This is a genomic window from Sphingomonadaceae bacterium OTU29LAMAA1 (genome assembly GCA_024072375.1).
Lineage (GTDB): Bacteria > Pseudomonadota > Alphaproteobacteria > Sphingomonadales > Sphingomonadaceae > Sphingomonas.
This window is the reverse complement of sequence record CP099617.1, coordinates 2,060,622-2,076,273: the sequence shown is the minus strand read 5'-3', so window position 1 is coordinate 2,076,273 and position 15,652 is coordinate 2,060,622. Positions and strand designations below refer to the sequence as shown.

Sequence of the window (15,652 nt, the reverse complement as noted above, 5' to 3'; positions counted from 1 at the left end):
GAAGATCATCGTGTGGTCGCCGAAGACCTGAGGCGCGGTGGATAATGGTCAAAATGTTACATTTGCACTTCTCGTTGCCAGCCTAAACCGGAGAAGGTACGACTTGCTGGCCAACTGATGGAGCATCACTGTGCGCCTGATGGAAATCGATCGTGGATGCCGGGGCCAACAGGTCCAGATGTTGCAGCACCTTCTGAATACCTCCGGCCGGGCACGGCCGCCTCTCGACCTGGACGGCGTGTTCGGGCTGCGGACCGAACAGGCGGTGCGGGACTATCAGGGTCGGAACAGCCTTGCGGTGGACGGCGTCGTGGGCCGGAATACCTGGACCGCATTGGGTGCCGATCGCACCGCGGCGCCGGCGGCGCGATCGCCGGCCTCGCCGGTATCGACGCGGGCGTTACCGACGCGGGCGGTGCCGATCCCGTCGATCCGGCAGATGCCGCTTCCGACCGGCAGGGCGATCCAGCCCGCGGTCGCGGCGGCACCGGCGCCTGCACCCGTACCGGCGCCGCGGCGGACCGCGCCGCTGGAGCAGCCGCCCGGCACCGATATCGGCGCACCATGGATGCGGATCGCGATCGCCGAAAAGGGCGTGTCCGAGATCAGGGGCAGTCAGCACAACCGACGAATCATCGAATATCATGCCGCGACCGGGCTCGCAGCCAAGGAAGACGAGGTCGCGTGGTGCGCGTCGTTCGTCAACTGGTGCCTGCGTGAAGCCGGGGTACGCGGCAACAACAGTGCGCGGGCGCGGGATTTCGGTAGCTGGGGCCGCAAGCTCGATACTGCGCGCTATGGCTGCATCGTTCATTTGCATCGCGCGCCGCGGGGGGTCGACGCGAGCACCGGATCGTCGTCGGGCAATCACGTCGCGTTCTTCATCAGCCAGACGGCGACGCATATCACGCTGCTGGGCGGCAATCAGGGCAATCGGGTACGCGAATCAAGCTATCCCCTGAGCCAATATCGCGTCATGGCAATGCGTTGGCCCGGCGATCGATGAAGGAAAACAGCATGTTCGTTCCGATTGCGCTTCTGGTTGCCGGATGCGGCGATGCGGTGATGCCGGGCGAGGGTGCCCAGGCGGCAGTGCCGCGGCGGGCTGCGGCCGCGACGCCCGTGCCGGCCGCATCGCTGGAGGCGTTCTGGACCCGTTTTCGTCGCGCCGCACTGGCGGGCGACGCCGCGACGATCCGGGCGCTCAGTGCGCCGATGGTCGTGCAGAACAGCACGCTCGACGACGGTCCCGCGGGCAGGATCCCGGCGTCGCGGGTGCCGGCGGCGGTCGCGACCGTTCTTGGCCGACCCGACGGCGTCGATGCCGCCGGGCGGACGCATCGCGCCATCCTGCAAGCGACGCCGGTGCCCAAGCGCGATGCGCAGCAGCCCGCCGGCAGCTACCGGTTCGGCGACCTCGTCTTCACGCGGGGCAAGGCCGGCTGGCGACTGACCGAGATCTATATGGACGAATGACCGGACAGTCGCGGCGTCCGCAATCGCGGATAGCCGGCACGATCGGGTCGCAGGGAGAGCGGCCGACGACAGGGGACAGAATTTGCGACGAGTGAACAGCGTGCGGCTGATGGTGCTGGCGGGGATCGGCGCCGGAGCCTTGGCGATACCGGCCCATGCGCAGGTGTCGCTGCCGTCCCGGCAAGAGGTGACGCCGCCGACGCCGCAGCCGCGGTCGGACTCCACCGCCAGCGTCGATGCGCGCGGCGCACTGGCGGAGGCAAATTGCCCGTTCGAGGCGTCGGCGCTGCGGCTGACGCTGGATCGCGTCGAATTCACCCGGCCAGACGGATCGGCGCTTCAGCCGCAGATCGCGGCGGCGCTGGCCGATCTGGCGCTTCCCACCGGCGAGCAATCGATCGCGGCGGTGTGCGCGGTGCGCGACGCCGCCAATGCGGCGTTGCGACGGGGCGGCTGGGTCGCGTCGGTGCAGATTCCGGCGCAGGAAATCGCCGGCGGCGTGCTGCGGTTGCAGGTCATCACCGCGCGCATCGTCGAGGTGCGGGTGCGGGGCGATGCCGGGCGCTACGAGCCGTTCCTGCGGCGGCGGATCGCCGCGATCCAGGCGCTCGATCCGCTGAACGAGCGCGAAGCGGAGCGCATCCTGCTACTCGCGGGCGACGTGCCGGGGCTTGACGTCGCGCTGTCGCTGCGGCCGTCGGGCGGCGAGGCGGGGACGGTGATCGGCGACCTGACGGTCAGCTCGCGCCGGTTCGCGCTGTTCGCCAATGCGCAGAACTACAATTCAAGGCTGCTGGGTCGCGAGACGGTCTATGGGCGCGGCGAGGTCTATGGCCTGACCGGGCTGGGCGACATCACCTACTTGGGTGCGTCGACGACGACCGACCTGAAGGAACAGGTGATCGTCCAGGGCGGGCACATCTTCCAGCTGGACGATGGCGGCTCGACGTTCGGCGGGCGGGCGACCTATGCCTGGTCGCGACCCGATCTGGGTGCGCTCGACCTCAGGACCAATACGCTGATCGGCGGGTTCGACCTGACGCGGCCGCTGTTCCGGTCGGTGCGATCGAATGCGCGGGCGCGAGGAGGATTCGACTTCGTCGATCAGATTTCGCGTGTCGGCAGCGGGGATAACGCGGTGACGCTGACCCGCGACAAGCTGCGCGTGCTGTTCGTCGGGATCGATGCCGATCGCCAGTTCCTGGACGATACCGGGCGCCCGTGGCTGTCGCTGGCGACCTCGCTGGAACTGCGCAAGGGGCTGGGGCTGTTCGATGCCAGCAAGACGGGGTTCGCCAACGGGAGGCTGACGTCGCGGCTGGAGGGCGATGCCAAGGCGTTCGTCGTGCGCGGCGTGATGGATGCGACGATATCGCTGGGGCCGATTTTCAGCATCGCCGGGATCGGCCAAGTGCAATGGACCAACGATCCGCTGCTGAACTACGAGGAGTTCGCGCTCGGCAGCCTGACGATCGGGCGTGGCTACGATCCGGGGTCCAACAGCGGCGACCGTGCGGTCGGGGGGCATGTCGAGGCGCGGGCGGACGTGCCGCTGACCGGCGCGCTGGGGACGCAGGTCTATGGCTTTTACGACCACCTCTATCTCGCCAACCTCGACCGGGCGCGGATCGAGGGGCCGCGGAACTTCGCCAGCGTCGGCGGCGGCCTGCGGCTGACGTTCCCCAACCGGCTGGTGCTCGATGTCGGCTATGCCAAGCCACTCGACCGGGCGTTGCTGCTCGACGACCGGCGGCCACCGGCACGCGTACTCGTGTCGCTTACCGTGCAATTCCGCGACTCCGCCCGATAGGATGGCCCTGATGACCCGCAAAGCGTCGCCCGTTCGCCACCACCGCCTGTTGCTGGCCATGACCAGCGCGCTGGGCGGATTCGTGGGCACGCCAGCGCTCGCGCAGACGGTGACGGCGATCCCGGCCGCCGCCGATGCGGTGCGGGTCCGGACCAATCTGCTGGGGCTCGATCCGCAGATCACCAATCCGAACGGCGATCTCAACGTGAAGCTGCGCGCCAGCAACACGGTGATCGACTGGAACGGGTTCAACATCCCGGAAAACCGGACGGCGAATTTCGAGAACGGCACGCTGGGCGGCAACATCGCGGTGCTGAACCGCGATGTATCTGGCAACGTCTCGCAATTGCTCGGCAAGCTGACCAGCGATCCGAGCGTCGCGGTGTGGGTGTATAACCCCAATGGCATCGTCGTCGGTTCCAAGGCGGCGTTCAACACCGGGTCGCTGGTGCTGTCGACGCTGGACGTCGACAACACCGACTTCCTGGACGGAGGCCGTAACTACCGGCTGAGCACGGCGGCGGGCAGCGCGGCGGGCATCACCGTGCTCAACGGCGCGCAGATCAAGGTCGAGGGGGGTACGCGCGGGCTGGTGATGGTCGCGCCGAACATCGACGCGGACGGCACGTTCACGGCGGTGGGACAGGACGTCGCCTTCGTCACCGCGACCGACGTGACGCTGACCTACAATCCCAACAGTCCGCTGTCGGTGACGCTCAACCGCGGGACGGCCGTACCGGGCCGCAGCCAGTACGTGCGCGGCAGCGTCGCGGGGGCCAATGCGCTGTTCGCGCTGGCATCGCAGGGGACCGTCACCGACGCGCTGCTGCAGGTCGATGCGAGCGTGACGACGGCGCTGGCCGGTACGCGCGGAATCGTGCTGTCCGCAGGCCGGCCGACGACGCCGGTCGACGGCGTCGCCTTCTCCGGCGCGCCGGCGGATACCGGAGGCATTGCACAACTGGTCGTCGGCGGCGCGCTGACCACTACCGATCGCGATGGCAGCGATATCCTGGCGGGCGCGAGCGGCGGGGCGGGCTTCGCCGGCGCGCTGACCAGCGAGCGCGACATCGTGCTGGCGGCGGCGGGGCCCCTGTCGGTCGCGGGTGCGGTGACCGCCGGACGCGATTATCTTCTGGCCGGTCGCGGGATCGCGCTGGGCGGCACGGCGGCGGTGACGCAGCGCGCGGGGCGTCAGGTGCGGGCCGAATCGATCGATGGCGACATCACCGGCGCCGCCGGCCTCGCGCTGCGATCGGGTGGCAGCGCGGCGCTGATCCTGTCGACCGACGGCACGACCGGTGGCGACATCCTGTTCGACGCGACGAGCAGCCTGACCGGCGGTAGCGATCGACAGGGCTATGTCGACCTGCGGCTGCGCGCGGCCGGTAATCGCGTCGCGCTGGGCGATGTCACCGCACGCGGCCTGCGGCAGGCGATCGGCACGGGCGCGATCCGCAACGGCCTGACCACGACCGGTGCGCTCACGCTGGGGGTGGTCAACGTGCGCGACGCGCTGTCGCTGGAGGGCGCGGGCGTCACCACGGGCGCGCTGGTATCGGATCGCAGCGTCGCCATCGCCTCGAACGGTGCGTTGACGACGGGTGCGATCACCGCGCGGGACGGCGCGGTGGCCCTGACCGGCAGCGGCGCGACGCTGATCGCCGGCGATATCGCCGCCTCTTCGGGCAACGCCGATATCGTCGTGACACGCGACGGCGCGATGTCGTTGCAAGGCCTGGTCGCCGCCCGCGACGTGCGGATCGATGCCGGCACGGGCGCGGTGAGCGTCGCCGGCGGAGTGAACGCCGGCCGCAACTATCTGGTGTCGGGCGGGGCGGTGACGCTGGGCGGCGCGACGCCGGTGACGCAGCGTGCGGACGGCGTCGTGACGATCGCCGCGGGCGCGGGCGGCATCACCGGCCTGCAGGGATTGACGCTGCGCAGCGACCGCGACGGATCGGGCGGCGATGCGCTGACGCTCGCGGTCACCGCGCCGTCGACCACCGGTATCGCCTTTGCGACCAACACCGCGGTGCTGGGCGGTAGCGACCGGCAGTCGGACGTGCAGATCCGCCTGAACGATGCCGCGAGCCCGATCGCGCTCGGACGGATCGAGGCGCGCAACCTGACGGGTGTCACCACCACCGGCGCATTGCGGCTGGGCGATGTCGGCATCGTCGGCGACCTGTCCGCGCGGGGGGCATCGATCGAGACCGGGGCGCTGGTCTCCGGCAACGGCAGCGTGACGCTCAACGCGAGCGGCGGACCGCTGACCACGGGCACCGTGATCGCCACGCGTGCGGTGTCGATGACCGGGGGCGACCGCATCACCGCAGGCCGGATCGCCGCGGGTGCCGGCGTGACGATCGACGGCGCGGGTGCGGTGGCGCTCGGCGGCGACGTCCTGGCAGGCGACGCCATCGCGCTGCGCGGCGCCTCGCTTGCCTTCACCGGCGGCACCGTGCGGGGCGGCGGCGCGATCGACCTGCTCGCGCGGACCGGCGGGATCGCCAGCACCGGCGCGCTGTCGCTGGCCTCCACCAGCAGCCGCAGCACCGATTTCGTGCGGTTGCAGGCGAACGGCGCGGCGGGGATCGTGCTCGCGCCGGGCAGTTCGATCACCGCCGGCACCGACCGGGCGCTGCGTGTCGGCGTGTTCAACGGGACGGCGGATGCGCCGCTCAGCCTCGGCAACGTGACCGCCCGCTCGCTGGGTGCGCTGGCGGCGGCGGGCGGCGACGCCACGCGGCCGGGCGGCGCGATCGTATCGAGCGGCAGCCTGAGCTTCGGCGCGCTGGACCTCGTCGACAGCTTCGCCGCGGAGAGCACCGGCGGCGACCTGAGCGTTGCGCGGATCGCGGTCACCGGCGCCGGACAGGGGATCAGCCTGCGCGCGGCGAACGGCACGCTGGCCATCCAGAACGACGTCGCCGCCAGCGGCGACGTGACGCTGGCGAGCCGGAGCGCACTGCGCCTCAACACGGTCGAGAGCCGCGACGGGCGCGCGGCGCTGACCAGCGGCGGCGTGGTGGCGCTGGCGACGCTGGCCGGCCGGCTGGGCGCGACCGCGGCTGGCACGCAGGTGACGATCGACGCGGTGCGCGGGGGGGCGGTCGCGCTGACGGCGACCGCCGGCGACGTGCAGGTCCGGCGGATCGACGGTGCCGCGGTGACGGCGACCGCCACCGGCGGCGGGGTGAACGTGCGCGAGGCGCTGCTGGCGACCGGGGCGGTGGGCCTGACCGCGACTGGAGACGTGCGCGTCGGGGGCGCGATGACCGGTGCCGCCGTGACGGTACGCGCGGACGGCGACGCGGCGCTGCTCGGCGGCATGCAGGCGATCGGCAACGTCGCGCTCACCGGACGATCGGTGACGCTGGGCGGCGCGCAGAATGCCACCGGCCGCTACGCGGTGACGAGCACGGCCGGAGATATCGTCGGCCGCGCGGGCACATCGATCATCGCCGACAGCGACGGGGCGGGGGCCGAGGCGCTGGTGCTCAACGCGCGGGGCGGAGCCATCGCCTTCGACCCGGCGTCGTCGCTGCGCGGCGGCAACGGCACCTCGGCGGTCGCGCTGACCACCGATGGCGGGGCGATCGCGATCGGCGACGTGCGGGCGAGCGCACTGACCGCGAGCGGCGCGGCCAGCATCCGGGCCGGCAATCTGTCGCTGGTCGAGGCGCTGAGCCTGCGCGCGAGCGGCGGGATCAGCACCGGTGCGATCACGACGCAGACCGGCGGCGTGACGCTGGCGGCAGGCGCCGGGGCGCTGGCGACGGGCGCGATCGCGTCGGGCGGCGACGTGGCGTTGACCGGGGGAAGCGTGACGTTCGGCCGGGTCGACGGCAGCGCGCTGACCGCCACCGCTTCTGCCGGCACCCTGACCGGCGGCGATATCGCCGTCGGTGGCGCGGTATCGCTGCAGGCGAGCGACGCACTCGGCGTCGGAGCGATCCGGGCGACCGGTGTCGCCTCGCTGACAGGCACGCGCATCGTTGCCGGCGGCGTCGAGGCCGCAGGGCTGACCGCCACCGCGAGCGCAGGCGCCCTGACGGTCGGCGACCTCGTCATCGGCGATGCGGCGACGCTGGCCGCGACGGGCGCGCTGACCACCGGCCGGATCACTGCGGGAGGCGCAGTGGCACTGACCGGGAGCGATGTCGGCTTCGGTCAGGTCGGTGCGGGTTCGTTCGCGGCGACCGCGAGCGGCGGCGCGATACGGGGCGCCGATATCCTGTCGCGCGGCACGACGACGATCACCGCTCGCGGTGCGATCGGCGTCGGAGCGATCCGGGCGACCGGTCTCGCCTCGCTGACGGGAACGACCATCGGTGCCGGCGGCGTCGAGGCCGCAGGGCTGACCGCCACCGCGAGCGCAGGCGCCCTGACGGTCGGCGACCTCGTCATCGGCGACGCGGCGACGCTGGGCGCGACGGGCGCGCTGAGCACCGGCCGGATCACCGCGGGTGGCGCGGTGGCGCTGACCGGGAGCGATGTCGGCTTCGGGCAGGTCGGTGCGGGTTCGTTCACGGCGACGGCGAGCGGCGGCGCGGTACGCGGCACCGATATCCTGTCGCGCGGCGCGACGACGATTACCGCGGGTGGTGCGATCGGTGTCGGTGCGATCGGTGCTGGCGGTGCAGTCACGCTGCGCGGCGCATCGATCGGTGCGGGCCGGATCGAGGGAGCGGCATTGAACGCCACCGCCGCCACGGGCGGCATCCTTACCGGCGACGTGACGATCGGCGACGGGATCGCGATCGAGGCGACGCGGGGCAATGTCGACCTTGGCGCGGTTACCGCGACGCGGGGCAATCTGGCGATCACCGCGGGTGGACGGCTGGCGGCGACGGGCGTCGTCGCGGGTGGCACCGCGGCGCTGCGGACGACGGGTGCGGGCGGGGACATCCTGCTGGCCAACGGCCTGACCGCGACCGGATCGGTCACGCTGGCCGCGACCGGCAACGTCCGTGCGCCGTCGATCGTCAGCCGGACGGGGGACCTGACCATCGCTGCGCCCAACGGCGAACTGACGGGATTTGTCCCCGGCACCGGCGTGACGCTAGGCGCGGGGCCGGGCCGGGCCGTGTCGCTGACGATCGGTGCGGCGGCGCGGCTGGGCGATGTGACGGGCGGCAAGCTTACCGTCGTCGCGACCACGATCAACGCAGGCCGGATCGACACCGGCACGCAGGCGCTGGACCTGCGCGCGACCAACGGCGACCTGACGCTGACCGGAACGGCGACCGGCGGCACCGTCAATCTGGGCGCCACGGGTCGTACCAGCCTGACGCAGGTCGTCGCCAGTGGCGCGCTGACGCTGTCCGGGGGCACCGGTATCGGTTTCACCGATATCGCGGGCGCATCGATCGATGCGACGTCGGGCGGAGCGATCACCGGCACCGTTGCACGATCGGGTGGCGCGCTCGGCCTGCGCGGGACGGCGGTGACGCTGGATCAGGCGACCGCCGCGGCGGGGCTGACGTTGGGCGCGACGGCGGGCGACCTGCGCGTCACCACGCTGACGTCGGGCGGCGACGCCGTCTTGAGTGCGACCGGGCTGGCGCGGATCGCCGGCGCGGTGACCTCGGGCGGTGCCTATCGCGTGTCGGCGGGCAGCGTGACGCTGGGCGGCGACGGTGTCGTGCAGCGGGCGGCGGGCGAGGTGCGGATCGCCGCGACCGCAGGTGACGTGACCGGCGCGCGCGGGCTGACGCTGGCCAGCGATGCGGACGGTGCGGGCGGCGAGCAACTGGTGCTGGATGCAGCGGGCGGGATCGCGTTCGCCGGCACCAGGCTGGTCGGCGGATCGGGCGGCGGTGCGGCACTGGGGCTGCGGACCGGCAGCGGGCGCGCGGTCCAGCTGGGATCGGTACAGGCCAGCCGGATCGGTCGCTTCGATGGCACCGGCGTCCTCGGCACGTTCAGTCACGATGCGGGCTTCGTCGCGGACGACGTGACCGTCGGGACGCTTGGCGTGACGACGACGCGGGGCGACGTGACGATCGGGCGGATCGCCGCGACGGGCGATGTCGCGCTGCGGACCGACGGCGGCGCGATCGCGGTTGGCGAGCTACGCGGCGCGGGGATCGACCTGTCGAGCAGCGGCGCGCTGACGACTGGGGCGGTGACCAGCACCGGCGCGACGACGCTGCGTGGCGACCGGATCGACGTCGGCGGGCGGCTGGCGGTGGCGCGGCAGCTGCTGGCGGAGGCGCGGTCCGCGCTGACGCTGCGGGACGCCAGTGCCGGCGGCACGATGACGCTGACCGCGGGGCAGGCGCTTACGGCAGGCGCGCTCGACGGGGCCGCCATCACCGCCAAGGGAGCGGGCATCACGCTCGCCGGCGCGCGGGCGGGCGATGCGCTGACGCTGACCAGCAGCCGCGATCTGTCGATCGGCACCAGCAGCGCCGGCGGGACCGCGACGCTCGACGCGGCGGGGCTGGCGACGATCGCCGGGCTGACCGCGGGACCGGCGGCGGCGATCACCGCCAACGATGTCGCGCTCGGCGGCCCGTTGCGCGCGCAGAGCGTGACGTTCACCAACCGGGCGCCGGCCACGACAACGTTGCGGCTCGGCGACGGCACCGGCACCGATGGCTTCCGTTTGTCCGATGCGGAGGTTCGGCAGGTGACGGCCGACACGCTGCGCTTCGATGCGGGCAGCGGCGCGATGGAGGTGGGGACGCTGGCGCTCGCGACCGGCAGCGGCCGGGCGGTCGAGATGCTCGGCACGGGTGACATCCGCGTGATCGGCGCCGTATCGACGCAGGGGACCGGGCGGTCGGTGCGGATCGGCGGCGGGCGCGACGGCGGCAATGCCAATGCGATCCACGTCGTCGCGACGCGCGATGCGGGCGGGCGGCTGTTGTTCGACGGATCGGACGTCGAATTGCGCGGCAGCCGGATCGCGGTAGGGCTGGCGCCGGGCTTCATCGACACGCTGCAACCCGGCGCGGCCGGCCTGGCACAGGCGCAGGCGCTGATCGGCGACGGCAATTCGGCGCTGTACAATCCGCAGCTGGGTGGCGGCTTCTACGACCTGAATGCGACGACGACGCTGTCGGCACGGACGCTGACGGTGCGCTTCGGGGATTATGCGCTGTTCCAGAACACCGCCATCCCCGGCAGCGTGTCGGGCGTGCAGATCGGCGGGACGCCTGTCGCACCCATTACGCCGGCGCTCCGGATCAGCAGCTTCGGCAATCCGGCGCAGGCGAGCGTCGCGGTCTTCGGCACGATCAACGGCATCGGCGGCGCGAGCGCGGCGCTGCTCGGCAATGCGGTGATCAACATCGATCCGCTGCTGCTGCCCAACAGCCGGATCAACGGCTGTCTGGCAGGTTCCGGCGCGGGCTGCATCACCACGATCGTGATCCAGCCGACGCTTCAGGTGTTCGACTGGAGCAGCGAGGAGGTGTTCGGCATCGCCCGCGACGTCACCGTGCCGTTCGCGCCGGTGATCGGCGGCAACAACGAAGAGCTGCTGACCGATCTGCCAGCACTCGCACCCCAATCCCCCGCCGACCGAAAGGGCGAACCCTGATGCCGCGCTCGATGCTCCGTGCCCGCAATACGCTGATGATGGCGGCGCTGGGCGGAACGGCGCTGGCCGGTTGTGCGACGGTGACCCCGCCGGCGCGGCTGGAAACGGTCGGGCTGGGCCGCAACGCGGCGGGCGAGGCGTGCGTCGCCACCCGCAACTGGGCAGACCCCGCCGCGCCGGACCGTTTCGCCCGCGCCTATACGATCGCGTGCTCGGGCGTCGCCGCGAGCCGGCCGCTCGGCACCGTGCGAGCGGTGAAGACCGATGCGACGGCGCAGGCGGCACTGGAGGCGCAGTTCGACTGCGGCCCCGAACAGGCGATCCGGCCGGGGCAGGCGCCTGGTACCGCGCGACGCTGTCTCGACAAGGTCACCGGACTCGAATCGATCCGGCTCGATACGGTGCGGGGCGATATGCATTACGCCGCGGCCGGGACGCCGGCGCTGCTTCCGCTGCTCGAAGAGGCGCTCGGCATCGTATCGGGGGCCATCCGGCCGAGCGTGGATGCGACCCGCACACCGGTTGCGACCGTCGACGTGACGACCCTTGCCGCGCGGCCGGGCGGGGCGGCGACGGATGTTGCAACAGTCGAATTGCCCGCGGCATTCGACGTTACCACGGCCCTGTCGCAGGGGATCAGCCTGAACCACAAGGGCCTGCACGTCGAAGCGTCGCGGGTGCTCAACGATGCGCTCAGCCGTCTGTCACCGACGGCGCCGGCGGCGACGCGGGCCGAATTGCTGCTGGAGGCGGCGCTGGCGGATTCCAACATCCGCTTCCCCGACGCCGCCGCCGCGCATTTCCGCGCCGCCGACACGATCTTTACCGACGAGCCGGCATCGCGCACCGCGTTTCTTTCCCGCAAACGTGACACCTATGGTGCGCTCGACGCGATCAACCGGCATGCGTTTGCCGAGGCGCTGGCGACGCTCGACCGGGTCGCAGCGACACCGGTGGCGGCGGACCAGCCGCTGCGCGATCCCAACACGCTGCGGCTGCTCAACCAGCCGCAGCAGAACGGTACGGCGACCGCACTCGCGGTACCCAATGCGGCCGTGTTGTCGCAGCTCGTGCTGGATATCGAGACGCAATATGCGCGCAGCGTCGCGTTGCTGGCGCAAGGCGACCGCGCGCAGGCCGAGGCGGCGATCGATCGGGCCGCGGCGACCTATCGCCCGCTCGCCAACGAACGGTTCGACCAGACGCAGCTGCTGTGGCTCGGCGCACGGATCGCGCGCCAGCGCGGGCGGCTGGAGGCGCAGCGCGGCGATTATGATGACGCGTACGACAGTTTCACCAACGCGGTCGACATGCTGCGGCGGGGCGCCATCGCCAATGCGGGCACCGGCAACGAACCGGCGATCGCCGAGGCACAGCTCGATCGTGCGGCGGTCTATGCCCGCACCGGCGCGTCCCGCCCGGCGATCCGCAACGCCTTCGGCGAAGCGATCGATGCGCTGATCGATTCGCGCGGCACATCGCTCGGCAGCGCGCTCGGCATGGAGGATTATCTCGACCTGCTGGTCGCGGAGGCTGCGCAGCCGCAGCCCGACACCTACGATCGCTTCTTCCGTGCGGTGCAGGCGAACGGGGAACCCGCGGTCGCGCGCCAGCTGAGCCAGCTGCGATCGGTGGTCACCGCGGACGGCACCGCCGCCGTGGCGCTGCGCGAGCGCGCCGATCTGGAGCGCGAGATCACGCGGCTGCGTTACGCGATCGCCGGCGCGACCCCGGGCGAGGCGGCTCCGCCCGATCTGGAGCGGGCCCGCGGGGCGGCCGAGCAGCGGCTGCTGGCGGTCGATGCGCAGCTCGCCAGCGATCCGCGCTATCGAACGCTGGACGACGCACCGGCGACGCTTTCCGAATTGCGCGCGGCCCTGAAACCGGGTGAGACGTTCCTGAAGCTCACGCGGCTCAACCGGCGGATCTACGGCCTGGTGGTCACCGCCGACCGCACCTTCATCTACCATGTCGCCGATACCGGGGCGGCGACGCGCGCGGTCGAGACGCTGGGGCAGCAGCTGCGCGCCTCGATCGACGGCGATCTGGCGGTCGGCAAGCTGGTGCCGTTCGACGAGGCGCGGGCGTACACGCTGTATCGACTGATCGCGGGTCCGGCGGCGGCGACGTTGCAGGCGTCGCGGGCGATCGTCGTCGATCCTGCGGGACCGCTGGCGACACTGCCGCTCGGCGTGCTGGTGACGCGCTACGATGCCAAGGCGCCGGCGCCGGTCGACCCCTTCGATTCGTCGCGGACCGCGTTTCTGGCGCGGACGGCCTCGATCTCCAACGCGCTGTCGCCGCGATCCTTTCTGGTGGCGCGCAGCACGCCGGCCTCGCGGGCGCCGCAGCCGTTCCTCGGCCTCGGTCAGCACAGCGCTCCGGCGCTGGTCGCGGCGGCGGCAGCGGCGCGTCCGGTCGATGTGGGCTATGGATGCACCGTGGATTACGGGCGGCTGGCGACGCTGTCGCGCGGGTTGAAGCCGATCAGCGCGCGCGAGCTCGGCATCGCCGCGGATGCCTTGCAGGCGCGCGGTGCGCAATTGCTCACCGGTCCGGCGTTCAGCGACACCGGGGTGGAGGCGCGCGGCGACCTCGACCAATATGAGGTGATCCACTTCGCCACGCATGGCCTGACCGAGGGCGTGTGGGGCTGTTCCAAATCGCCGCCGGCGCTGGTCACCTCGTTCGGAAACGCGCAGTCGGATGGGCTGTTGAGCTTTTCCGAGATCGCGCAGCTGCGGCTCGACGCCAATCTGGTCGTGCTGTCCGCCTGCGACACGGCGGCGGGCGTGCGCGACGAGGGCCTCGTCCGCAGCGCCGGGCAGGAGGAAGCGGGGGCGACGCTGGAGGGGCTGGTCCGCGCTTTCCTGGCGGCCAACGCGCGTGCGGTGCTCGCGACCTATTGGCAGGTCTCGGCGGAAAAGGAGAGCGACGAGTTCATCCGCGCCTTTTACGCGCGGGCCCGCACCGGCACGATGGGCGAGGCGATGCAGGAGGCGCAGCGCGCGCTGATCACCCAGCCCGCCTATTCGCATCCCTTTTACTGGGCGCCGTATTTCCTGGTCGGCGACAGCAGCAAGACGGTGCTGACGACGCCGCCGCAAAGCCAGCGCGTCGCCGCACGGTGAGTGGTGCGGCGCGTCCGCTGGCAGCGGCGCTGGCGGGCGTCGCGCTGGTGGCGGCGTTGTTGCGGTCCGGGCCGCCGATCGTCGGGGGATGGATCGGCGGGATGCCCGCAGCGGCGGGGGAAAGCCTGTTCACGCTCGCTATCTTCGGCCCGATGGTGCTGTTGGGGCTCATCGGTCGCCGGCTGACGATGTCCGGGCGGTTGCTGGCGGTCGACCGGCCGGGGGTTGCCGCGTGGCGGGGTGCCGTGCTCGGGAGTGGCGGACTGCTGCTCGCGGTCGGCTACACGTGGGTTGCCGGGGTGCTGACACCGGGCGCGGGCGGAGCGGCCGGGCCGGTGCTGATGCTGGGCCTGCTGACGGTTGTGGTGCAGGTCGCCGGCGAGGAAGTGCTGTTCCGCGGATGGCTGCAACCGTCGATCGCGCCGATCCTCGGCACGCCCGCCGCGATCGGTCTGGTCGCGATCGTGTTTGCCGGGTTGCACGTGGCGGGCGGCGTGACCGGCCCGTTGCCGCTCGGCAACCTGTGCCTCGGTGGTGTCCTGTTCGGCCTGCTGGCGGCGCGGGACGGCGGTATCGCGGGTGCATTCGCCGCGCATCTCTGCTGGAACGCGGGCGAGCAGCTGATCCTGGGGCTCGACCCCAATCCCGGGACCGGTGCGTTCGGATCGCTGTTCGACCTCGACCTGATCGGAGCGGCGCGCTGGGGTGGATCGGATGAGGGGCTGAACGCGAGCGTCGCGATGACCATCGCGCTCGCCGCACTCGTCGTTCCGATCGTCATCCGCGCCCGGTCCGGTCCACACCACCGCGAACCGGTAAGCGCCTGACCGTCGGATCAGCGGCGGACGTCGAAATCCCGCCAGTCGGCGGTTTCGGTCAGGTGCGGTTTCGCCAGTGCGCGCCTGCCGAGGATGGTACAGGTCGTCGGCTGGCCGCCCTTCAGCAATTCGGCCAGTCGCCGCTCCGGCGGTGCCCCCTTGATGACCTTGCTTACCGTCGCCGCGACCCCGCCGGCGACTTCGCTCGCGCGGAACTGCATGGTGCCGGGCAGGCGGGCAAACCGATACTGCCATCGGATCGTCCAGTAGAAGGACTGGAGGAAATGCGGCTGTCCTGCGGGATCGCGCGCGATCAACGCGGTGCAGAACGCGATCTCCGTCTGCGCCGCGGCCAGGTAGTTCATCGCCTTGGTCTTGCCGTTCATAACGAACACCTGCACCCCGGCGGCCGGCACGTCCTGATGAAACACCTCGAACGGCGATCCGCCGCCCGGCACGTCGGGCAGGTCGACGACGAACCGCTTGTAGACGTCGTTCGGCCGGCTTTGCAGCCAGCACATCCGGTATTGATCGAAATACCATATCGCGCCGGGCTTATCGCCGTCGAAGCAGGCCTGCTGGGTGCGGGCCGGCGGGCGTGCATTCTGTTCGAAGACGCTGCCATCGGCCGCCGTCGTCCCGCGGTAGACCGTCCAGCGGGTGTCGTGACGCTGAACCTGCGCGAAGCCCAGCGTCCAGCCCTCGAGCGAGCGGGATCCGCGGCTGGCGAACGCCACTTCGCCTTTCGCCTCGATGGCATGCGTCAGCCCGAATTTGATCAGCCCGCCCATCTGCTGGGGCGGGGCGATCCGGGGCCGTTGCAGGATGTGCAGACTGGAAGAGGCGATGCGTTCCATTCATG

The 15,652-nt window shown here is 71.6% G+C and carries 7 protein-coding genes; 6 read left to right on the top strand and 1 reads right to left on the bottom strand.

Annotated elements, in window-relative coordinates:
• The first annotated feature begins 178 nt into the window (after window positions 1-178).
• The 6 genes from NF699_10090 (at window position 179) to NF699_10065 (ending at window position 14,799) form a co-directional block, all read left to right on the top strand.
• A complete protein-coding gene (locus tag NF699_10090) occupies window positions 179-1,006 on the top strand; it encodes a TIGR02594 family protein (protein ID USU03442.1) in 828 nt (275 codons plus the stop codon).
• Between the two features lie 11 nt (window positions 1,007-1,017).
• Window positions 1,018-1,476 (top strand): hypothetical protein, encoded by a 459-nt coding sequence (locus NF699_10085; GenBank protein USU03441.1) that lies wholly within the window; start codon window positions 1,018-1,020, stop codon window positions 1,474-1,476.
• Between the two features lie 82 nt (window positions 1,477-1,558).
• Window positions 1,559-3,286: a hypothetical protein gene (locus tag NF699_10080; protein USU03440.1), complete on the top strand. Its 1,728-nt coding sequence runs from the start codon at window positions 1,559-1,561 to the stop codon at window positions 3,284-3,286.
• A gap of 10 nt (window positions 3,287-3,296) precedes the next feature.
• Window positions 3,297-10,841, top strand: a complete 7,545-nt coding sequence (locus NF699_10075) for a filamentous hemagglutinin N-terminal domain-containing protein (GenBank protein USU03439.1) — start codon at window positions 3,297-3,299, stop codon at window positions 10,839-10,841.
• On the top strand, window positions 10,841-13,972 hold the full coding sequence (locus tag NF699_10070; protein USU03438.1) for a CHAT domain-containing protein: 3,132 nt from the start codon (window positions 10,841-10,843) through the stop codon (window positions 13,970-13,972). The genes NF699_10075 and NF699_10070 overlap by 1 nt, the downstream gene beginning before the upstream one ends.
• Window positions 13,969-14,799: a CPBP family intramembrane metalloprotease gene (locus tag NF699_10065; GenBank protein ID USU03437.1), complete on the top strand. Its 831-nt coding sequence runs from the start codon at window positions 13,969-13,971 to the stop codon at window positions 14,797-14,799. Before NF699_10070 ends, NF699_10065 begins: the two co-directional genes overlap by 4 nt.
• Window positions 14,800-14,807: 8 nt before the next feature.
• Here NF699_10065 and NF699_10060 read toward each other — a convergent pair whose 3' ends face one another.
• Window positions 14,808-15,647: a hypothetical protein gene (locus tag NF699_10060; GenBank protein USU03436.1), complete on the bottom strand. Its 840-nt coding sequence runs from the start codon at window positions 15,645-15,647 to the stop codon at window positions 14,808-14,810.
• Between the last annotated feature and the right edge of the window lie 5 nt (window positions 15,648-15,652).

Bases quoted from the DNA above. Each gene is read 5' to 3' on its own strand.
- NF699_10090 (USU03442.1), top strand. From the start codon at position 179: ATGTTGCAGCACCTTCTGAATACCTCCGGCCGGGCACGGCCGCCTCTC.
- NF699_10085 (USU03441.1), top strand. From the start codon at position 1,018: ATGTTCGTTCCGATTGCGCTTCTGGTTGCCGGATGCGGCGATGCGGTG.
- NF699_10075 (USU03439.1), top strand. From the start codon at position 3,297: ATGACCCGCAAAGCGTCGCCCGTTCGCCACCACCGCCTGTTGCTGGCC.
- NF699_10070 (USU03438.1), top strand. From the start codon at position 10,841: ATGCCGCGCTCGATGCTCCGTGCCCGCAATACGCTGATGATGGCGGCG.
- NF699_10060 (USU03436.1), bottom strand. From the start codon at position 15,647: ATGGAACGCATCGCCTCTTCCAGTCTGCACATCCTGCAACGGCCCCGG.